This window comes from Shinella yambaruensis, from assembly GCF_050859155.1.
In the GTDB taxonomy this organism is placed as follows: domain Bacteria; phylum Pseudomonadota; class Alphaproteobacteria; order Rhizobiales; family Rhizobiaceae; genus Shinella; species Shinella yambaruensis.
The window spans coordinates 3803323-3822500 of the sequence record NZ_CP150638.1 but is presented as its reverse complement, the minus strand read 5'-3'; the positions used below and the strand labels follow the sequence as shown (position 1 = coordinate 3822500).

The 19178-nt window shown below is 64.9% G+C and carries 18 protein-coding genes, 1 tRNA gene, 1 rRNA gene and 1 pseudogene; 14 read left to right on the top strand and 7 right to left on the bottom strand.

Annotated features, from left to right (window positions below):
- Positions 1–34: 34 nt before the first annotated feature.
- From rrf to WMC41_RS18640, 3 genes and pseudogenes are all read left to right on the top strand, one after another.
- Positions 35–149, top strand: a 5S ribosomal RNA gene (gene rrf / locus WMC41_RS18650).
- Positions 150–249: 100 nt separating this feature from the next.
- Positions 250–326 (top strand) — tRNA-Met (locus WMC41_RS18645).
- Between the two features lie 138 nt (positions 327–464).
- Positions 465–680 (top strand): annotated as a pseudogene (locus tag WMC41_RS18640) (YbaK/EbsC family protein); the annotation flags it as partial.
- 127 nt (positions 681–807) lie between these two features.
- Here WMC41_RS18640 and rhaM read toward each other — a convergent pair.
- The 5 genes from rhaM to WMC41_RS18615 all read right to left on the bottom strand — a co-directional run bounded on the left by rhaM (position 808) and on the right by WMC41_RS18615 (position 6209).
- Entirely contained in the window at positions 808–1125 is a 318-nt protein-coding gene (rhaM, locus tag WMC41_RS18635; protein WP_432345597.1) for an L-rhamnose mutarotase, read from the bottom strand.
- 11 nt (positions 1126–1136) lie between these two features.
- Positions 1137–2141: an ABC transporter permease gene (locus WMC41_RS18630; RefSeq protein WP_272806813.1), complete on the bottom strand. Its 1005-nt coding sequence runs from the start codon at positions 2139–2141 to the stop codon at positions 1137–1139.
- A gap of 119 nt (positions 2142–2260) precedes the next feature.
- Positions 2261–3781, bottom strand: coding sequence for a sugar ABC transporter ATP-binding protein (locus tag WMC41_RS18625; RefSeq protein ID WP_432345594.1), 1521 nt, complete (start codon positions 3779–3781; stop codon positions 2261–2263).
- Between the two features lie 54 nt (positions 3782–3835).
- Positions 3836–5017: a sugar ABC transporter substrate-binding protein gene (locus WMC41_RS18620; protein ID WP_432345592.1), complete on the bottom strand. Its 1182-nt coding sequence runs from the start codon at positions 5015–5017 to the stop codon at positions 3836–3838.
- Between the two features lie 73 nt (positions 5018–5090).
- Positions 5091–6209, bottom strand: coding sequence for a mandelate racemase/muconate lactonizing enzyme family protein (locus WMC41_RS18615; protein ID WP_432345589.1), 1119 nt, complete (start codon positions 6207–6209; stop codon positions 5091–5093).
- 168 nt (positions 6210–6377) lie between these two features.
- Between WMC41_RS18615 and WMC41_RS18610 the strand changes: the two genes are divergently transcribed.
- The 11 genes from WMC41_RS18610 (at position 6378) to WMC41_RS18560 (ending at position 16343) form a co-directional block, all read left to right on the top strand.
- A complete protein-coding gene (locus WMC41_RS18610; RefSeq protein WP_244769712.1) occupies positions 6378–7106 on the top strand; it encodes a FadR/GntR family transcriptional regulator in 729 nt (242 codons plus the stop codon).
- The gene (locus WMC41_RS18605; RefSeq protein WP_432345586.1) at positions 7103–7879 is read left to right on the top strand and encodes an acetoacetate decarboxylase; all 777 of its coding nucleotides are present in this window, start codon (positions 7103–7105) and stop codon (positions 7877–7879) included. Before WMC41_RS18610 ends, WMC41_RS18605 begins: the two co-directional genes overlap by 4 nt.
- 2 nt (positions 7880–7881) lie before the next feature.
- On the top strand, positions 7882–8853 hold the full coding sequence (locus tag WMC41_RS18600) for a C-terminal binding protein (RefSeq protein WP_432345584.1): 972 nt from the start codon (positions 7882–7884) through the stop codon (positions 8851–8853).
- A 14-nt stretch (positions 8854–8867) separates the two neighbouring features.
- Positions 8868–9914 carry a Gfo/Idh/MocA family protein gene (locus WMC41_RS18595; protein ID WP_432345581.1) on the top strand — a complete coding sequence of 349 codons (1047 nt, stop codon included), beginning with the start codon at positions 8868–8870 and terminating at the stop codon, positions 9912–9914.
- 2 nt (positions 9915–9916) lie between these two features.
- A complete protein-coding gene (locus tag WMC41_RS18590) occupies positions 9917–10735 on the top strand; it encodes a sugar phosphate isomerase/epimerase family protein (RefSeq protein ID WP_432345578.1) in 819 nt (272 codons plus the stop codon).
- Entirely contained in the window at positions 10732–11538 is an 807-nt protein-coding gene (locus tag WMC41_RS18585; RefSeq protein WP_432345577.1) for an SDR family NAD(P)-dependent oxidoreductase, read from the top strand. Before WMC41_RS18590 ends, WMC41_RS18585 begins: the two co-directional genes overlap by 4 nt.
- Positions 11535–12290, top strand: a complete 756-nt coding sequence (locus WMC41_RS18580; RefSeq protein WP_432345575.1) for an SDR family NAD(P)-dependent oxidoreductase — start codon at positions 11535–11537, stop codon at positions 12288–12290. Before WMC41_RS18585 ends, WMC41_RS18580 begins: the two co-directional genes overlap by 4 nt.
- A 14-nt stretch (positions 12291–12304) precedes the next feature.
- Positions 12305–13357 (top strand): zinc-dependent alcohol dehydrogenase family protein, encoded by a 1053-nt coding sequence (locus tag WMC41_RS18575; RefSeq protein ID WP_432345572.1) that lies wholly within the window; start codon positions 12305–12307, stop codon positions 13355–13357.
- A 632-nt stretch (positions 13358–13989) separates the two neighbouring features.
- Positions 13990–15285, top strand: coding sequence for a pilus assembly protein TadG-related protein (locus WMC41_RS18570; protein WP_432345570.1), 1296 nt, complete (start codon positions 13990–13992; stop codon positions 15283–15285).
- Entirely contained in the window at positions 15282–15824 is a 543-nt protein-coding gene (locus WMC41_RS18565; protein ID WP_432345567.1) for a TadE/TadG family type IV pilus assembly protein, read from the top strand. The genes WMC41_RS18570 and WMC41_RS18565 overlap by 4 nt, the downstream gene beginning before the upstream one ends.
- Positions 15825–15830: 6 nt before the next feature.
- Positions 15831–16343: a TadE/TadG family type IV pilus assembly protein gene (locus WMC41_RS18560; protein ID WP_432345565.1), complete on the top strand. Its 513-nt coding sequence runs from the start codon at positions 15831–15833 to the stop codon at positions 16341–16343.
- A gap of 608 nt (positions 16344–16951) precedes the next feature.
- Here WMC41_RS18560 and WMC41_RS18555 read toward each other — a convergent pair.
- Together WMC41_RS18555 and WMC41_RS18550 are read right to left on the bottom strand one after the other, a co-directional pair.
- Positions 16952–17185: a hypothetical protein gene (locus WMC41_RS18555; protein WP_432345563.1), complete on the bottom strand. Its 234-nt coding sequence runs from the start codon at positions 17183–17185 to the stop codon at positions 16952–16954.
- Between the two features lie 58 nt (positions 17186–17243).
- On the bottom strand, positions 17244–19133 hold the full coding sequence (locus WMC41_RS18550) for a methyl-accepting chemotaxis protein (RefSeq protein ID WP_432345560.1): 1890 nt from the start codon (positions 19131–19133) through the stop codon (positions 17244–17246).
- Positions 19134–19178: the final 45 nt, after the last annotated feature.

Sequence of the window (19178 nt, the reverse complement as noted above, 5' to 3'; positions counted from 1 at the left end):
TCATGCCGAAGGCATCAACATTGCCCTTAGCCGACCTGGTGGTCATGGCGGGGTGGCCGCACCCGTTCCCATTCCGAACACGGCCGTGAAACGCCCCAGCGCCAATGGTACTTCGTCTCAAGACGCGGGAGAGTAGGTCGCTGCCAGGTCTGCTAAAGGCAATGTGAAACAATCTTCTCGGAACAAAATCGGCCAAAACCGACAAGGACCGCAAAAGCGGAAACCCCACTTCTTGAAATACCGGAATATCGCGGGGTGGAGCAGCCCGGTAGCTCGTCAGGCTCATAACCTGAAGGCCGCAGGTTCAAATCCTGCCCCCGCAACCAACGATCCCAAAGAGCCCCCTCCGTGGGGCTTTTTGCGTTTCTGGGCTGTGCCGCCTCGCCGTAACCCGACAGCGCTTCATCCCACCCCGAACATCCCAAAACATTGCAACGCAAAGGCAAGCGTGGTTATAAGACGGCATGTCGCTCGAATCCGTCCGTGCCTTCTTCTGCGAAAACGCTCCCGAAATCACCGTGCTGGTCACCGAACAGAGTTCCGCGACCGTGCCCCTCGCCGCGGCCGCGCATGGCGTGGCGCCCGAGCAGATCGCCAAGACGATCTGCCTGCGCGTCGGCGAGGAGATCGTGCTCCTCGTGGCCGCCGGCACCGCCAGGCTCAGCAACCGATTGTCCCGTGCATGCGAGGACGTGTCGGCGTGGATGAGACGGGCTGCGCGGCGACCGATCTGTTGAAAGCGCTTCGTCGTTTGCCCGCGGCCCAGCTTCCTTCCAAATCCGTATCCGCCGGCGTCTCGGCGGGGCTCTACGCCATATGGAAGACCGGTTTGAGTGGCACGACAAGCGGCTCGCCGCGGTCGTTGTACTGCATGATATCGGCCATGAAATCCCACCAGCGGCGGTTCGCGTCCGTTTGCGGCAGCGCGTCCATGCTGTGGTCGTCCGCCCGCACCAGCGTTGCGAAGAGGTGGTTTGTCTCCTCGTCCAGCCAGATCGAGTAGTCGGACACGCCGGCGTCGCGCAGGGCCTGGCTCAGCTCCGGCCAGATCTCGTCGTGGCGCTTCTTGTATTCGGCCGCCTGGCCGGGATTGAGGATCATGCGGAAGGCGATGCGTTCGGGCATGTCGGTTCCTTTCAAATCTGCGAGCGGATGCGGAGCTGGTCGAGGCCGACGGCGAGCAGCAGGACGGCGCCCTTAGTGACGTCCTGCCAGAAGCTCGAGACGTTGAGCAGGGTGAGGCCGTTGTTCAGCGTGCCGAGGATGAGCACGGCGAGCAGCGTGCCCCAGACCGAGCCGCGGCCGCCGAAGAGGCTGGTGCCGCCGAGGATGATGGCCGCGATGACGGTGAGCAGGTGCTTGCCGACGGCATCCGGGGCGGCGGCGCCGAGCATTGCGGCGACGACGATGCCGGCGAGCGCGCCGGAGACGCCGGAAAGGATGTAAAGCTTGATCTGCGTTCGATCGACCGGGATGCCCAGCATGCGGCTGGCGTCGGGATTGCCGCCGGAGGCATAGATGTAGCGCCCGAAGGGCGTGAAAGCCATGACCCACCAGATGGCCGCGAAGAAGACCAACATCAGGATCAGCGGCACGGGCACGCTGAGGATGCGGCCGGAGCCGATCCAGTTGAAGCCGGGGATGGCCAGCGGCTGGGTGAGGCCGCCGGTCAGCACCAGCGACAGGCCGGTGATGATGCTCATCGAGCCGAGCGTCACGATGAAGGGATTGAGCCTGAGACCGTTGGTCAGCATGCCGTTGCCGCCGCCGATTGCGCCGCCGGCGAGGATGGCGATGGCGCAGGCAAGCCAGATGTCGATGCCGGCGGCATAACACAGCGAGACGATGACGCCTGAAATTCCGGCCACCGCGGCGACGGAAAGGTCCAGTCCTCCGGCGATGATCAGCGGCGTGCCGGCCGCCGCCATCAGGCCGACAAAGGCCATGTTCGAACCGATGGACAGGAGGTTCTTGAAGGTCAGGAAGAAGGGCGAGAGGATGGTGAAGACCACCAGCAGCAGGAGGTAGATGACGAGCAGCATCGCCGTGCCCGCCCAGGACTTTCCGAGCAGGCTGCGCCCGGCCTCGGGCTTCGGTGCTTCGCTCTGGCTACCCACGGTCTTGGCCGTTTCCTCGGACATGGAATCCTCTTTCCTGATTTGAAGCATTTCCGGCGAGGCGGATCGCCCGAAAATGCTCTATCTCTTTGTTTTCACGCAATCCCGACCGCAAACCCTCGCGGGCTCATGGTGGAATTGCCCTAGATGGCTTCGGCGGCGGCCGGTTTGGAGGCGGCATTCATCAGTGCCGCGGCCGAGACCGGCGCCTCATAGGTCGCGGCGACGCGGCCGCCGTCCAGCACGACCGACCGGTCGGCGAGGCCCGCGACCTCCTCCGCATCCGAGGAGATCAGCAGGATGCCGAGGCCGTTATCGGCCATCTGGCGGATCTGCCGGTAGATTTCCGCCCGCGCGCCGACATCGACGCCGCGGGTCGGCTCTTCCAGGATCAGCGCCTTGAGGTCGCCGATCAGCCAGCGCGCGAGGCACACCTTCTGCTGGTTGCCGCCGGAGAGGCTGCCGATCGCCTGTTCGGCGCCGCGCGCGCGGATGGCGAAGCGCCGGATCCAGTCGTCGGCGGTGGCCGTTTCCGTCTTGCGCTGGACGACGAGCCCCTTGGTGAAAAGCGGCAGGTTGCAGACCGACATGTTCTCCCGCAGGCTCAGCATGGAGATGATGCCTTCCTGCTTGCGCTCGGCGGCGACCAGCCCGAGGCCGGCGGCAACGCCCGCCTCGGCATTGCGGATCGCATAGGGCCGGCCGTCGACGGTCGTGCGGGCGGCTCTTGCCTTCGGTACGGCGCCGAACAGGGCACGGCCGGCCATCTCGACGCCGGAGCCGATCAGCCCGTGCATGCCGGTGATCTGTCCCTTGCGGATGGTGAAGTCGACACCGTGCAGCCAGCCGTCCACCGTCAGGCCTTCGACGGTGACGACGTCGGATGCGACGCCGGTCGAACGGGCAAAATCCGGATAGAGGTTTCCGACCCGGTTGCCGACGATCGCTTCCAGCACGGCATCGACATCGGTCTTCTTCGTCTCGAACCGGCCGGCATTGCGCCCGTCGCGCAGGACGACGATCTCATCGGAGATCTCGAAGACCTTCTTGAGGTAATGGGAGATGTAGACGACGGAAATCCCCTCGGCCTGGAGGCGGCGGACACATTGGAAGAGCATCTTCACCTCGGCGTCGGCGAGCGAGGCGGTGGGCTCGTCCATGATCAGCATCCGGGCATTGCCGGCCATGGCGCGGGCGATCTCGACGATGCGCTGGACATGGTGCGAGACCGTGCCCATGCGGGTCTTCGGCGAAAGCCAGTCGAGGCCCATGCGCACCAGAAGCTCGGCGGCGCGGGCTTCCACGGCAGCCTTGTCCACCGTGCGCAGCGGGCCGGAGCCCTTTGTCGGCAACGCACCGAGCATGATGTTCTCCGCCACCGTCAGGTCCGGAAAGATCGACAGCTCCTGCGGCAGCAGGCGGATGCCGCCGGCGATGGCGTCTGCCGGTGCGCGAAAATCGGCCGGCCGGCCGTCGATGCGGATCTCGCCGGCATCGCGCGTGTAGTTGCCCGACAGGATCTTCATCAACGTCGACTTGCCGGCGCCGTTGGCCCCGAGCAGGGCAACGACCTTGCCCTCGTCGACCCGAAGGGAGACATCGGACAGCACGGCGACACGGCCGAACGACTTGCCGATGCCGGTCATCTCAACAAGGCCTGCCATCCATTCCTCCCATGCGCGAAAGGGCGCGCGAAAACCGCGCGCCCGGCTGTAACGTCACTTGCTCGGGATCAGCGTCTCGTAACCCTTGAGCGATTCCTGCCCCTTCAGCGAAGCGAGATGGGCTTCGAATTCCGCCTGCGGGAAGGCATAGTCGAAGTTCGGCTTCTCGCCGCACTTGTAGTCCTTGTAGTACTCGCAGACATTGGCCTTGGTGATCATGACATGATTGACCAGCACGGCCGGCGGCAGCTCCTTGCCTGCAAGGGCCGCCAGCGCGATCGGGATGAGGTAGTTGCCGTAGCGCTCGGGGAAGTAGCCGGTGGCGGCGACCAGTTCCGGCTCCTCGGCCAGCGCCTGGGTCTCGTCCGCGCCGTTGCCGACGGCGATGACGTCGGCCTCGCGGCCGGCCTGCTTGACGGCGCGCAGCATGCCGATCGCGGACTGGTCATTGATGGCGTTGATCATGATCGGCACGCCATCCGGAATGCGGCCGAGCAGGTTGGTCATCTGGGTGAAGGATTCCTGCAGCGTGTTCTTGGTGTCGATGCGCAGCATCTGTTCCTTGGGGAAATCCGGCACCGCCGACAGGAAGCCGGCCTGCTGGCCTTCGGTGCGCATCGCCGGGATCGCACCCGACTGCGGCAGCTCGCCGATGACGTAATAGCCCTGCTTGACCTTGTCGGCGCCGAATTTCGCGATGGCCGCCTGTCCGAGATAGGAGCCACCCATGAAGCCGGACTTCGGGTTGTTGGCACCGAAGAAGGTCGCGCCTTCCATCGGAATGTCGATGGCCGCGACCTTCACATTGTCCTGGTTGAAGACGTTCATCACCGTTGGGCCGAAATTCACGTCCGTCTGGAACTCGATGACATAGTCCACATTGCGCTGGACGAAGGACTGCGCGTTGGCGAGCGCGGTCGGGCCGTCGAGCCGGTTGTCAGCGATGGTCAGTTCGACGCCGGCCGCATCGGCATTGGCCTGGATGCCTTTTTCGACCACGACACCGAAGGTCATGTCGCGCTGCAGGTTGGCAAAGCCGATGACATATTTGGAGCCGTTGCGCGGCGGGGTGACGGCGGTCGCGTCCTTCACCATCGCCTGCAGCTGCTCTGCGGAGAGCATCGCGCCATCGAAACTGGCAGGGTCAAATCCGTGGAAGTCCTCCGCCGCAGCGGTGCCTGCAATCGTCAGTGCGAGCGCGGTGGCCGAGGCCAGAGCCGCCAAATTCCATTTCATCATGTTCTCCTCCCTGAAAACGCCGATGGTCAATTGCATTGGTAAACTTGTCAAGCAAGTTTACTTGTTCGGATCATAAGACAAGCCGGTTCAGCACCGCTTCGTTGATGGTGACGCCGAGCCCCGGGCCGGCGGGTGCGGACATCTCGCCGCCGGCATGCCAGATGGGCTCCTCCACGAGCTCGTTCTGGACGACGACCGGAAAGGGTTTCAGCTCGAACAGCCGCGCCGTGCGCGAGGCCAGCGAGAGGTGGAGGCTGGCGGCCGTGAGAATGGCGGTGCTCCAGGCATGGGCGTTGATGGTAATGCAGTTTGCCGCGCAGAGTGCGTCGATCATGCGAAAGCCCGTCACGCCTTCGGCGCGCGCGGGGTCGACGCCGAGCACATCGACCGTGCCCGTCTCGATCAGCCGTCTGTAGCCGCTCACCGTCCATTCCCGCTCGCCCGTGCCGATCGGCACGTCGACCGCGGCCTTCAGCGCGCGATAGTCCTCGATGAAGGTGGGATAGAAGGGTTCCTCGATCCAGCCGATGTCATACTCGGCCATGCGCCTGACGGTGGCGATGGCGGTCGCCACGTCCCATTTCACGCCGTTGCCGGCGTCCACGATGATCTCGAAATCCTTGCCGACGGCCCTGCGCAGGGCGCTGATGAAGGCGACGTCGTTATCCGGATCGCGGCCGATGTTCGACAGGCCCTTCTTGGCGAAGCCGAGCTTGACGCCCTTGAACCCCTGCTGCTGGAAGCCGGCGATCTCGGCCACGCAGTCCTCGATGGTCGCCTTGTTGACATGGCTGGACGCATAGGCGGGCAGGGACGTCCGGGCATTGTCCGCAAGCAGCGCATGGAGCGGCTTGCCCTGGCGCTTGCCGTCGATATCCCAGAGCGCCATGTCGAGCGCGCTGTAGGCGAAGCAAGCGATACCGCCCTCGCCATACCACCAGCAATGCGCCCGCATGCGTTCCCAGGCCCCGCGCACGTCGATCTCGCCGGTCTCGACGAGCAGATCGCCGAGCGCTGCGATGATCGTCGCCGTCGCCTTGCAGGCCTCCGGCCACATGGCGATGCCTTCGCCCCAGCCGACGACGCCGTCCACCGTCTCGACGCGAACCAGCGTCGTCATGCGCCGGTTGGCGAAGTCGTTCGGATCGGAATAGGCGATCACATAGGGTCGTACATGGCGGATACGCATGATGGTTCCTCACGCGCCGTGCGGTTCTGCTCCTCACCCGCCGACGCTGGCGATTGACTAACACTATCTCTGCCATTACGTCAATAAGTGGTAAGGCCACTTGGCCACTTGACAAGATTGGGGTCAAGATGCGCAGATGGCCACCGGGAAGCATCGGGAGGAAGCAGCGTGCAGGAACGGAGCCTTTCGGGCGTCGAACCGGTCAAGAAGGCCGGGCTCACGGAAATCCTCGTGTCGCGGATTCTCGGCTTGGTGACGGCGGGCAATCTCAAGGCGGGCGATCACCTGCCGTCCGAGCGCAGCCTGGCGGAATCCTTTCAGGTCAGCCGCCCGACGGTGCGCGAGGCGGTGCGGGCGCTCGCCGTCCTCGGGGTGCTGGAAATCCGGCACGGCGGCGGCATCGTCGTTTCGCAGTTGAGCGCGGCCGATCTGCTGAAGCCGCTGACCTTCTTCCTGACCCTGCAGAACACCGAGGTGGACAAGCTCTACGAGGCGCGCGAACTGATCGAGGGCGATATCGCGGCCCGGGCGACGGTCAATGCGAGCGCCGAAGATGTCGCCTTTCTCGAAAGGTTGATCGCGGCGCAGGAGGCTGCGACGGAAACGCCCGTGCAGTATCGCGAGGTCGATACGGCGTTCCACCGGCGGCTTGCGGAGCTTGCCGACAACGAATTCCTCGCCCGCACCGCCGAGAGCCTGAACATCCTCGGCCTCGAATTCCGCAAGGTCGCATCCGAGACGGCCGGGGTCATCAGCGGGTCGATCGCGGATCACCGGGCGATCGTGCAGGCGCTCCGGGAAAAGAACGCGGAGGCCGCGCGCGCCGCGATGGCCGCCCATATGCGCAATGTCCTGCGCTCGACGCGGGAATCGATGAAAGCCGGAGGCCGGGCATGACCGAACGTCGCTGGGGGCTGACGAAGCCCACCGAAGCCGATATCGCGAGAGGCGGGTTCTCCACGCCGTGGGATGCGCCCTTCATTCCGCCGTTCCCCTTCCGGTTCCGCGATTGCGAGATCCTGACCGTCTTCTACCGCACGGATCCCGCTGCGGCCGCCTTCCTCGCCCCGCCGCCGGTCCGCGCGACCGGCGATGTCGTGGCGATCCATCTCTACAAGATGAACGATACGGACTGGATCGGCCCCTATCATGAATGCAACGTGATGTTCGGCGCGGAGGTCGCCGGCCGGGCCGGGGCCTATTCGCCCTATCTCTTCCTGCATTCGGACGGCGGCGTGTCGCACGGGCGTGAAATCCACGGCCAGCCGAAGAAATATGCCAATCCCTCGCTGGAGTTCCGCGGCGATCTCATCGTCGGCACGGTCGAGCGCAACGGAATCGATGTCGTCACCGTGACGACGCCCTACAAGCAGCGCCAGGTCGATCCGGCCGAGATGCGCCGGCATTTCGATTTCGGCACGAACCTCAACCTCAAGGCGATCGACCATATCGACGGCCGGCCGGCGATCCGGCAGATCACCTCGCGCAAGCTGACCGACGTTGCCGTGCGCGAATGCTGGGTCGGACCGGCGACCGTCGAGCTTCGGCCCAACGCGCAGGCGCCGGTCTACCGCCTGCCGGTGGTCGAGCCGATCGAGGCGTTTTTCTGGAAGGCCGACTTCACGCTGGTGAGCGGCGAGATCATCCACGATTACCTCACCAAGGCATGACCATGGACAAGCGCAAAGTCGTCGTCACCGATTACACGTTCCCGGCGCTCGCGCAGGAAGAGGCGGCGGCGATCGCCTCCGGCGCGGAGTTTTTCGCCTGTCAATGCCGCACGGCGGACGAGGTGGCCGAGGCGGTGCGCGGGGCGGATGTCGCCGTGGTGCAGTTCGCGCCGCTGACCGCGCGGGCGATCGAGGGATTGGCCGAGGGGGCGGCGGTCATTCGCTACGGCATCGGCTTCGACAATCTCGATATACCCGCCGCCAATGCGCGCGGCGTGCCGGCCGGCTACGTGCCGGACTATTGCATCGACGAGGTGGCCGATCACACCGTTGCGCTGATCCTCACGCAATTGCGCAAGGTCGTGCGGCTGGACGCCAGCATCCGCGCCGGCGAATGGGCGGCGGTGGCCGTGGCCAGGCCCCTTGCCGCCTATCGCGAGACGACGGTCGGCTTCCTCGGCTTCGGCCAGATCGCGCGGGCCGTCGCCGACCGGTTGCGCCCCTCCGGTTTCCGGTTCCTGGCGGCCGATCCCATGCTGGATGCAGCAACCGCGAAGGACCTCGGCGTCGAGCTGGTCGATCCGGAAACCCTCGTGGAGCGCGCCGACGTCCTGAGCCTGCATGCGCCCGGCACGCCGCAGACGATGAAGTTCGTCAATGCCGGGCGGCTGGCCCGCATGAAGCCCAATGCCTTCGTCGTCAACACGGCGCGCGGCGTGCTGGTCGACGAGGCGGCGCTCGCCGAGGCGCTGAAGGCCGGCAGGATCGCCGGGGCGGCACTCGATGTCTTCGAGATCGAGCCGCTGCCGCCGGAATCGCCCCTGCGGGATGCGCCGAACCTGATCCTGACGCCGCATGCGGCCTGGTATTCCGCGGCGGCGATCGAGGCGCTGCAGGGGCTCGTCGCCGACGATATCCGCGCCCATCTCGCCGGCCGGCCGCTGCGCCGGCCGGTGCCCGGCTCAAAGACGTGAGCGAGGAGGAGAAAATGCCCGACACGGTCAATATCGGCGTCATCGGGGCCGGCTGGTGGGCCACCCTCAGCCATATCCCGGCGCTGATCGCCAATCCGCATGTCGATATCGTCGCCATCAATCGCCCCGATGCGGACGGGCTGGAGACGGTTTCGAAAACCTTCGGCCTGCCGCACGCCTATCTCGACGCGCGCGACATGCTCGAGAAAGAAACGCTGCACGGCGTCGTCGTCGCCTCGCCGCATGTGCTGCATGCCGAACATGCGACGCTTGCGCTGGAGCGCGGGCTGAAGGTGCTGATCGAAAAGCCGATGGCCACGACCGCCGCCGATGCGCGCGCCCTCGTCGCGCTGGCAGAGGCCCGGGGCGGCGAGATCATCATGCCCTATGGCTGGAACTACAAGGCGATGACCGATGCTGCACATCGGCTGATCCGCGAGGGCTGGGTCGGCGAGGTCCGCCATGTCGTCGCGCAGATGGCTTCCGCACTCGCCGATCTCTTCGGCGGCGAACCGATGGTCGAGACGAAGGATCACCTGTTCCGCCCGCCGGCTTCGACCTGGGCCGATCCCAAACGCTCCGGCGGCTATGGCTGGGGCCAGCTGACGCACGGGCTGGGCGCGGTGTTCCGCCTGGTCGACCTCGCACCGGCCCGGGTCTTCGCGAAGACGGGGCTGTCGCCCGCCGGCGTCGATTTCTATGACGCCGCGGTGGTGGAGCTCGCCAACGGCGCGACCATGGTGCTGTCGGGCTCGGCCACCGTGCCGAAGGCGCGGGGTTTCCAGCTCGATATCCGCGTGTTCGGCACTGAGGGCATGCTGCTGTTCGATATCGAACGGGCGCGCGTCGAGGCCGTGCGCCATGATGGCAGGACCCATGTCGAGACGCTGGAGGCGGATGCCGGTGCTTATGAACAGGTGGAGCCGATCACCCGGCTGGTCGACCTGTGCCGGGGCCGGGATGTGGTCAATCCGGCCGATGGCGTGATCGGCGCGCGCGCGACGGCCGTGCTCGACGCAATGTACCGCTCCGCGAAATCCGGGCGGATGGAGGAGGTATGACGATGAAACTGAGCATCACGAGCTGGTCCTTCCCGCTGCTGACGCTGGACGAGGTGGGTGCCGTTGCGCACGCGATCGGCATGGAAGGCCTCGATATCGGCTATTTCTACCGCTCCGCCCTCGACAAGGCGCGCCTGCTGGCGGAGCCGGAGGCCTATGGCCGCGAGATCGCCGCAAGGCTGCCCCTGCCGGTGTCCAACCTCTATCATCTGTTCGGCTCCTCGCCGGCCGAGCGCAATCTCGCCCTGCCGGATCACCGTGCGGAGAACCTTGCCGATTTCCGCAAGGTGCTCGCCTTCTGCAAGGCGGCGGGAGCGCCGACCGTCTTCATCCTGCCCGGCATCATCAACGGCGCGCAGACGCGGGCGCAGGCGCTGAACGAAACGGCGGAATCTCTGAACCCCCTGGTCGAGGCGGGGCAGGAGGCGGGCATCGACGTCTGCGTCGAGCCGCATGTGCATTCCTATCTGGAGACCCCGAGCCTGACCGCCGAGATGTGCACGCGCGTGCCGGGCGTCAAGCTGGCGCTCGATTACGCGCACTTTGCCGTCTCCGGCTACCGGCAGGAGGAGATCGACGTGCTGATCCCCTGGCTCGGCCACGCCCATCTGCGCCAGGCCCGGCCGGGGGCGCTGCAGGCCAAGATGGAGCAGGGAACGCTGAATTTCCCGGCCATGTTAGCCGCATTCAGGGAAAGCGGCTTTGCCGGCTACGTCGCCAGCGAATATGTCCATCAGGACTATTTCGACACGGTGCACGACGACGTGATGTCCGAGACGATCAAGATGCGCGACCTCTTCTTTGCCTGGAGAAAAGCATGAGCGGCAAGGCAGTCATCGTCACGGGCGGCGCCGGCGGCATCGGGCTTGCCGTCGCCACCCGGTTGAAGGCCGACGGTTTTGCCGTCGTCATCGCCGACCGTGATGCGGATGCGGCACGCCAAGCGGCAGCCGGCATCGGCGCGGACTGGCGTGTGCTCGATATCGCGGAGGAAGGCTCGGTCGTCGCCACGGTCGGCGAGGTGGCGCAGGCCCATGGCGGGCTGGCCGCCGTCATCAACAATGCCGGTGTGCACATGCAGAGCCTGGTGGTCGAGACGAAGGTCGAGGACTGGGACCGCATCCACACGGTCAATGCCCGCGGCACCTTCCTGATGTGCCGCGAGGCGGCGCGCGTGATGGGGCCGCAGGGCGAAGGCCATATCGTCAATATCGTCACCCGGCTCGGCTACGGCAATCCGTTCTCTTCCGTCTACATGTCCTCGAAGAATGCGGTGGCGGCGCTGACGCAGTGCCTGGCGGTCGAGATGGCCGCGACCGGCGTGCGGGTGAACGCCGTCGCCCCCGGCCATGTCGGCGTCGGCACGGGCATGGAGGCGGCGTTCCGCAAGAAGGCGGAAAAGCTCGGCAAGGACTGGGATTCTTTCGAAAAGCAGGTGATCGGCTCCATTCCGCTCGGGCGCTGGTGCAAGCCGGAGGATGTGGCCGGCGCGGTTTCGTGGCTGCTCGGCCCGGATGCGGACTTCGTCACCGGCGAGGTGATTTCCATTACCGGCGGCTTCCAGGCCTACGGCGTCTCTCCGGATCGCCAGACCGTGCTCAACGCCATCGAGGCCTCATCATGACCATTGATCTTGCAGGCAGAACGGCGATCGTCACCGGCGCGCGCCACGGTCTCGGCGCGGCGACGGCGATCGCCCTGGCCGGGGCCGGTGCGCACGTCGCGGTCTGCGGCCGGCGCGCCGGTGATTGCGCCGCGGTCGTGCAGGCGATCGAGGAGGCCGGCGGACGGGCGCTGGATGCGGCGCTCGATGTCGCCGATCTCGCCAATGTCAAAAGCCGGGTGGCGGAGATTGCGAACCGGCTCGGCGGTCTCGATGTCGTCGTCAACAATGCCGCGACGATCGAGCCGATGGCGCCGGTCGCGGCGCTCGACGCGGAAAAGTTCGATCTGGCGATGCGGGTGAACGTGTCGGGTGCCGCCGCCGTCGTGACGGCCGCCTGGCCGCGCCTTGCCGGGCATGGGCGGATCGTCAATCTCCTGTCCGGTGCCGCGGTGCGGCCGCTGCATGGCTGGGCGGCCTATTGTTCCGGCAAGGCGGCGCTCTTGATGCTGACGCGTGCCATCGACGCCGAAGGCAAGGCCGAGGGCATCCGCTGCTTCGGCATCGCTCCCGGCCTGGTCGACACGGCGATGCAGGCGAGCATCCGCGCTGCCGGTATCAACGAGGTCTCCAGCATTCCGCAGGAGAAGCTCTCCGATCCCAAGGTCGCGGCAAAAGCGATCGCCTGGCTCGCCTCCGGGGCGGGCGACGATTATGCCGGGGCCATGGTGGATGTGCGCGACACGGACTTCATGGCGAAGGTCAACGGATAAGAGGGGGAAGTACGATGCCCAGGATGCTGGCCGCCTACCTGCCGGGGAATTCGACGGTGGAGCTGCGCGAGATCGAGAGGCCGGCACCCGGTATCGGCCAGGTGCTGCTGAAGATGAAGGCGTCGGGCATCTGCGGCAGCGATATCCACTATATCTACCACAAGCATCTGGGCGACGATCCGCGCACCGCCTACCAGGGCGTCGTCGCCGGGCACGAGCCGGCGGGGGAGGTCGTGGAACTCGGCGCCGGCTGCCGCCATTTCAAGCCCGGCGACCGCGTGGCGGTCTACCATATCTCCGGCTGCGGTTTCTGCCGCAACTGCCGCAAGGGGTTTCAGATCTCCTGCACCGATCCCGCGCGCGCCGCCTATGGCTGGCAGCGGGATGGCGGCCATGCCGAATACCTTGTCGCCGACGAGCGCGACCTCGTGCACCTGCCGGATTCGCTGAGCTACCGGGACGGCTGCTTCATCTCCTGCGGCGTCGGCACGGCCTATGAGGCGGTGCTGCGCGGCAATGTGTCGGGCGGCGATGCGATCGTCGTGGTCGGCCTCGGGCCGGTCGGCATGGCGGCCTTGATGCTGGCGAAGGGACGCGGCGCGCGCCTTGCCATCGGCGTCGATACGCAGGCCGATCGCGTCGAGATGGCACGAGGGCTGGGTCTCGTCGACCATGGACTGGTGGCCGGCGCCGAAACGCTCGGCGAGATCGAGGCGCTGACCCGGGGCGGGGCGGGCGTCACCATCGACTGCACGGGCAATCCGCGCGGCCGGCTACTGGCGCTGCAGGCGACACGGACCTGGGGACGCTGCGTCTATATCGGCGAAACGGGGCCGGTCCAGTTCGACGTCAGCGACGATCTCCTGCACCGCCAGCGCACGATCTACGGCTCCTGGGTGACCAGTGTACACAACATGGATCAATGCTGCGAGGACCTCGACGCCTGGGGCCTGCACCCGCACGACATCATCACCGATGCCTTTGCACTGGACGAGGCAGCGGCGGCCTACCGGCTGATGGCCGGCGGCAAGTCGGGCAAGGTGATCATCGCCTTCGACGGCGCTTAGCATACGTATCAGGAAGGTGTGGCTCCGGTCTCGCAGTTACGGCGGGGCATCGGACGGCTGCCCGGGCGTGCGGTCGTTCACGTTGCTTAGTCAAAGATAAAATATACTTTTATTCAAGAGAATGATATTTCCATGGAAATGAAATCTGCCCGCATGATTGGCAATTGTAATTAATGCTATATTTTTTTGATTCCAGCTATGATATTTAGGAATGTATAGAATACATGAAGTAATATCTTGATTATGATGCTTGTTATGGCGAAATATCAAGATACACTCCGTGTATCGTTACGTATCTTTTGCAAATATCAATTTTTAACTTCCTGATAAGATTCCGGGCCAATGCTGGGGGCGATCACTGATCATCCCCTTTGCGAGCATGATGTCTCGCTTCGATCGGCCCTACGGCCTTTTGAGGGAAAACTTGGCGGATAGACGGTCCTGATGCCAGCGGCGGATTAGCGCCGGCGGCGTGGATCTCACAATCAGAACGTCGCATCTGACATGCGCGGAACGGATCCCGGTTGGCGATCCGGTGAGCGATCCATGGCGACGGCCACTTCCGGCCGGACGGTCGACCGATCGTGCCATGGGCGTCGTGCTGTCACGGGTGCGGGTGCAAGGACGACGGAATGAAACGCAGTATTCTGAATGATGCCACGGGCAACGTCGCGATCATGTTCGCGATCTGTCTTTCCGTTATGGCCCTCATGGCAGGAGCCGGTATCGACCTCGCGCACCGCGAGCTTATTCGGCGCGAGTTGCAGGGCAGCCTTGACCGCGGGGTGCTCGCAGCCGCCTCGCTTTCGCAGAGACAGGAAACGGAAAAGACGCTCCGCGACTACTTCAAGACCCTGCCCTACGCCGATGACGTGACCATCACGATCGGCTCCTCGATCGCCAAGTCGACAGCGCGCGAGATCGCAGCGTCTGCGAGCTACGTGATAAAGACCGCCTTCCTTCCGCTCGCGGGCATAGACACGATGCGCATCGAGGTCGTGGCATCGGCAACCGAGGCGCGGCAAAATCTCGAACTTTCCCTGATCCTGGATGTCTCGGGCTCGATGGGCGAGAACAACCGCCTGGGGAACTTGAAGGTAGCCGCCAGACAGTTCGTGGAAGCGCTGCTGACCAAGGAGACCAGGGCCTACACCTCGCTCAGCATCGTTCCCTTCGCGGGCCAGGTGAGCGCCGGCGCTGCCGTCTTCGACAAGCTCAACCCCGGCGGGCGCTTCCACGACTATTCCTCATGCTTCGAGTTTTCCGCCGAGCGCTTCGGGAACCTGACGCCCAGCTTCAAGAACCGGCAGCAGATCGCGCACTTCACGGACGAGTACTTCGGGCGGACGGACCTGCAGCCATGGTGGTGTCCCGTCGGCGAGACCGCGATCACCTACCATTCCAATGACGCGTCGTATCTGAAGGCGCGCATCGACAAGCTCGAGCGGCACGGGGGAACGGGAACGCAGTTCGGAATGCAGTGGGGTCTCATGCTGCTCGATCCGACAGGGACCGCGATCACCAATGCGGCCATTGCCGGCGGCCTCATGCCGAAGGCATTCGCAAACCGGCCGGCAAAGTTCGAAGACGAATCGACCCTGAAGGTCATCGTGCTGATGACCGACGGCGAGGTCATGGGGCAATACCGTCCCAAGGATCCCTATCGCTCTCCCGACCTTCCGCCGGACAACAAGTACATCACCAACAAAGCCACCGCCGTCGAGCAGCTTCACCGCGTCTGCGACCTTGCAAAGGAGAAGGGCGTCGTCGTCTTCACGATCGGCTTCGAGGTCGAGGGCATCGCCCACGAGCAGATGGCGCGTTGCGCGACAAGCCGTGCGCACTACTTCTCGGTTAAAGGCCTGCAGATCGCCGAGGCGTTCAAGTCCATATCGGGCAGCATACGCAAGCTGAGGCTCACCCAATGAGCCGGGCGAACATCAAACATGGTCGGATGACCAAAAGCCTGCTGCAAGGCCGTGATGGCGCCGCCGCAATCGAGTTCGCCATTCTCGCGCCCGTCACATTGCTGCTGATCTTCGCCACCCTGGAGGCCGGCTGGATCATCACGCAGTCGATCATGCTGGACCGGGGGCTAGCGGTCGCGTCCCGATCGCTGCAGATCGGCAGCCTTGCAGATCCGACATACGAAGAGGTGCGCGAGCGTGTCTGTCGTGAGGCGATCATCCTTGCGGATTGCGAGACGGCCCTTCGGCTCGAATTCACGCCGATAGACCGGGAGAGCGACTTTCCTGCCGCGGATGCTCCTTGCGTCGATCGAAAGGTGCCGATCGCGCCGGCGACCGCGTTCAATCCCGGGCGGCGTGCGCAGATGGTCTATGTCCGCGCCTGCTACATGCTGGCGCCGTGGTCGCCCGGCCTGAAATTCGGATTTGCCATGCCACACAGCGAGACCGGCGAGGTCCGGCTGACCTCGCTGTTTGCCTTCGTCAACGAACCCGGATGAGATGCAATGCGTATCCTGCATGACAAGACCGGCGCCGCGGCCGTCGAGTTTGCCATCGTCGCCCCCGTCATTCTGCTCCTGCTGCTCGGATGCCTGGCTGTGTTCGACATGTACCGGTCCAATGCGCGACTGGAGCAGGCGAGCCTGATCGTGGCGGACATGGTCTCGCGCGAAACCGCTCTGGATGGGGGCTACGCGAAGCGGCTCTATGCCGTCTTTGGCGAATTGTCGGAGACGACAAATGTGCCGAACGCCCTGAGGCTGACCAGCATTGCCAACAGGGAAGGGCGGTATACGGCGGATTGGTCGGTTCAGATGGGGCGGGCAGACCTGCTTGCGCCGGCGGGCCTCTATCTCGACGAAATTCCCGCGCTTTCCGATCAGGACAGCGTGATCCTCATCGAGACGGGCACCATCTACACCATGCTGTCATCGATCTTCGGCGTCGAAACCGTGCATTTCCACAATCGGAAATTCATCCGTCCGCGGTTTATCAACGCAACGGTATTTTCCGGGTGATCCGGGCGCAGTCCCTTTGCCTTAGGGCTGCATTTGTCCGGACACGTTCGATAGTGCTCGTCGCCGCGTTCCGTCGTCATGCGGCCGCTCGTTTCTGTCCCTTCAATCCGGCGCGTCCGTCCGAATCGAGCCGGGGAATCGTCGTTGACTGGTTGAGCAGGACGTCGGCGGCGTTCTCTTTGCTTGGCCGCCGGCAAAAAAGCTCACGGGGGCCAGTAGGCCTCCGCCGTCAGCGCGTTTTGCAACACCAATCCGCCGGCAGGGCGAGGGGGCAAGCAAGGTGCAAGAGATTTCACCGGGCTCATGCCGATACCTCCTTTTCCTCGGGAGGCAGCGTGAAGGACGGGCGTTGCCAGGTTCCGGGGCGGCCGAAAGCCCTCGATGATCGTTTGGCAGCCGCTTGATAGGCGTGAATGTTGGCAGCGTTTCCGCGTGTGTCGGTTCGCCGGGGCAATGGCTCCGGTGAGGAGCGCGGACCGAAGGGCAAGGGCCGAAGCAGTTGCCGGGCAAGCCAACCGGTCGGCGGCGTTATCGAAAAGGAATCAAGGGTATCGAATGCCCCCGAAGACCGGAGGAGGGATTCCCCTCCGGCCTTGGCCCCTTATTGTCTACGTGCCGGCGGAGCGGCGGCTCCCGGTCTTGGACGCCGCGCCGGAGGTCGGGGCCAGGCCGGAGGCGACCGCGCGCAATGTGGTGCTGTTCGCGAGGCGGAAGTGGCTCAGAAGCTGTCGCAGGCGCGACGCTTCCTGCGCAAGCATCGAGGTCACCGCGTTCGTGTCCTTCACCATCTCGGTGTTCTGCTGGGTCAGAATGCGCGTCATCAGGCTGGATCGCTTAACCAAGGTCTGCTCCCGGGGTGACAAAGTTGGAATGGTGTCGGGCTGAGAGAGCGGCAGGGGATCAGAATTCCTGCCAGCCGTTTGCCGCCAGCCTGGCGCCTTGCGCCGTGACCGCCGGCGCCGCCATTGCCGAGGCAATAGAGCGAAGGCCATGGACCTCGCGTCCGGCATCGCAGGTCCTGGACAGGCGGAACTGCCCGACCATCTCCCTCAACCGGGCCGCATCATCTGCAAGCGTCGCCGATGCCGCATTGGTCTCCTCGACCATCGCGGCGTTCTCCTGCGTGACCTGGTCCATCTGGTTGACCGCCGAATTGACCTCCTGCAGGCCGATCGACTGCTCCCTGGCGGACATGGCGATGGCATCGACATGATGGTTGATCGTCGCGACATATTCGCTGATGTCCTTCAGGGCCCCGCCGGTCGCGCTCACGAGTTTCACGCCGCCTTCGACCTCGCCGCTGGAGGTCTTGATCAATCCCTTGATTTCCTTGGCGGCGCCGGCCGAACGCTGCGCCAGCTCCCGGACTTCCTGGGCGACGACGGCGAAGCCCTTGCCGGCCTCGCCCGCCCGCGCGGCCTCGACGCCCGCGTTGAGCGCCAGGAGATTGGTCTGGAAGGCGATCTCGTCGATGACGCCAATGATGCTGGAGATCCGGTTGGAGGACTCCTCGATCCGCCGCATCGCATCGACAGCATCGACGACCACGGCATGGGACTTCTGGGCGTTTTCGTTCGCCTGCGCGGCAACGGCACGCGCCTCGTCGGCCCTGCGCGATGCGCTCGTGACATTTGCGGTGATCTCGTCGAGCGCGGCCGCCGTCTGTTCGAGGGCCGCGGCCTGGCGCTCGGTCCGGCGCGAGAGATCGTCGGCCCCGCGGCTGATCTCCTGCGTGCCGCTGCCGATCGATACGATCGCCTCGGAAACGGAGGCGAGCGTCCGCCCGAGCTGTCCGACGGCGCTGTTGAGATCGTGGCGAAGGCCTTCGAATTCCGCGGAGAAAGGGGTTTCCAGGCTGAAGGCGAGGTCGCCTTCCGCGAGCCTCTTCAGGCCGCTTGCAAGCTCCGAATTGGCCTGCCGGATCATGTCCTTCGCGCGGTGCTCGGCCTCTTCCTGCATCGCCATCCGCTCCGCCTCGGCGCGCTGGCGGGCTTCGCCAGCTTCCCGTTCAAGCTGGTGATTGCGGCGCGCCGCCTGCCGGAACGTCGCGATGGCGCGCGCCATCTCGCCAATTTCGTCCTTCCGGTCATGGGGGCTCCCGTCATCCGTCAGGTCTCCATCGATGAGCCGGCGCATGGCGGCAATCTGCCCTGCGAGCGGGCGAACGATGTGGCGTGAGGTAAAAATGAAGAAGACCAGCGCGACGACCAGGACGGAGCCGATGACGATCGAGCCGATGGTCTCCAATCGCTCGAAGGAGGCTTTCTTGTCGAGGAGAATGGTTTCCGCCTGCTTGACCTGCAGGTCCGAAAGGATGGAGATCGTGGCGGTTACCGGATCGATGCTCCGGTAAAGCTCCTTCTGAATGAAGTCATCGAGCGCAACACGGTTTGCGGACTGGAAAATGCCTTTGAGGCGGCCCACGGACGCATCGGCGGCCGCCAGCTTTTGCTGTGCGCTCGAGACGAGGCTGGCCTCCTCCGTCGTGAGCTCCGTACCCGTGTAGGCCCGCCAGTGCGTGTTGATCCAAGCCGTGGCGTTGTTCAGCGACGCGAGGCCGTCCTCCGTGGTGATGGCGCCATGGTTCGCCTTATGCGCGGCGTCGACGATGGCCACGGCATAGGCATCCGAGATCACCTTGAGGTCCTTCAGCGGCAGGATGCGATCCGTATAGACGCTGTCGAGCGTGACGGAGGTTTCCTGGAGAATGCCCCGGACATGGAGCGCAAGGCCGATCGCGATGGCGCTGAGTATGGCAATGGCTCCGAGGAGCTTGAACTTGATGGACATGGGAATCCCCCGAATGTAAATGTGGGAGGATTTTCTTGATTTGAG

Coding starts and splice junctions, on each gene's coding strand:
- WMC41_RS18620 (WP_432345592.1), bottom strand. CDS start 5,017: ATGAAATGGAATTTGGCGGCTCTGGCCTCGGCCACCGCGCTCGCACTG.
- WMC41_RS18550 (WP_432345560.1), bottom strand. CDS start 19,133: ATGTCCATCAAGTTCAAGCTCCTCGGAGCCATTGCCATACTCAGCGCC.
- WMC41_RS18565 (WP_432345567.1), top strand. CDS start 15,282: ATGAGCCGGGCGAACATCAAACATGGTCGGATGACCAAAAGCCTGCTG.
- WMC41_RS18630 (WP_272806813.1), bottom strand. CDS start 2,141: ATGTCCGAGGAAACGGCCAAGACCGTGGGTAGCCAGAGCGAAGCACCG.
- WMC41_RS18600 (WP_432345584.1), top strand. CDS start 7,882: ATGGACAAGCGCAAAGTCGTCGTCACCGATTACACGTTCCCGGCGCTC.
- WMC41_RS18595 (WP_432345581.1), top strand. CDS start 8,868: ATGCCCGACACGGTCAATATCGGCGTCATCGGGGCCGGCTGGTGGGCC.
- WMC41_RS18575 (WP_432345572.1), top strand. CDS start 12,305: ATGCCCAGGATGCTGGCCGCCTACCTGCCGGGGAATTCGACGGTGGAG.
- WMC41_RS18605 (WP_432345586.1), top strand. CDS start 7,103: ATGACCGAACGTCGCTGGGGGCTGACGAAGCCCACCGAAGCCGATATC.
- WMC41_RS18615 (WP_432345589.1), bottom strand. CDS start 6,209: ATGCGTATCCGCCATGTACGACCCTATGTGATCGCCTATTCCGATCCG.
- WMC41_RS18625 (WP_432345594.1), bottom strand. CDS start 3,781: ATGGCAGGCCTTGTTGAGATGACCGGCATCGGCAAGTCGTTCGGCCGT.
- WMC41_RS18580 (WP_432345575.1), top strand. CDS start 11,535: ATGACCATTGATCTTGCAGGCAGAACGGCGATCGTCACCGGCGCGCGC.
- WMC41_RS18570 (WP_432345570.1), top strand. CDS start 13,990: ATGAAACGCAGTATTCTGAATGATGCCACGGGCAACGTCGCGATCATG.
- WMC41_RS18585 (WP_432345577.1), top strand. CDS start 10,732: ATGAGCGGCAAGGCAGTCATCGTCACGGGCGGCGCCGGCGGCATCGGG.
- rhaM (WP_432345597.1), bottom strand. CDS start 1,125: ATGCCCGAACGCATCGCCTTCCGCATGATCCTCAATCCCGGCCAGGCG.
- WMC41_RS18590 (WP_432345578.1), top strand. CDS start 9,917: ATGAAACTGAGCATCACGAGCTGGTCCTTCCCGCTGCTGACGCTGGAC.
- WMC41_RS18560 (WP_432345565.1), top strand. CDS start 15,831: ATGCGTATCCTGCATGACAAGACCGGCGCCGCGGCCGTCGAGTTTGCC.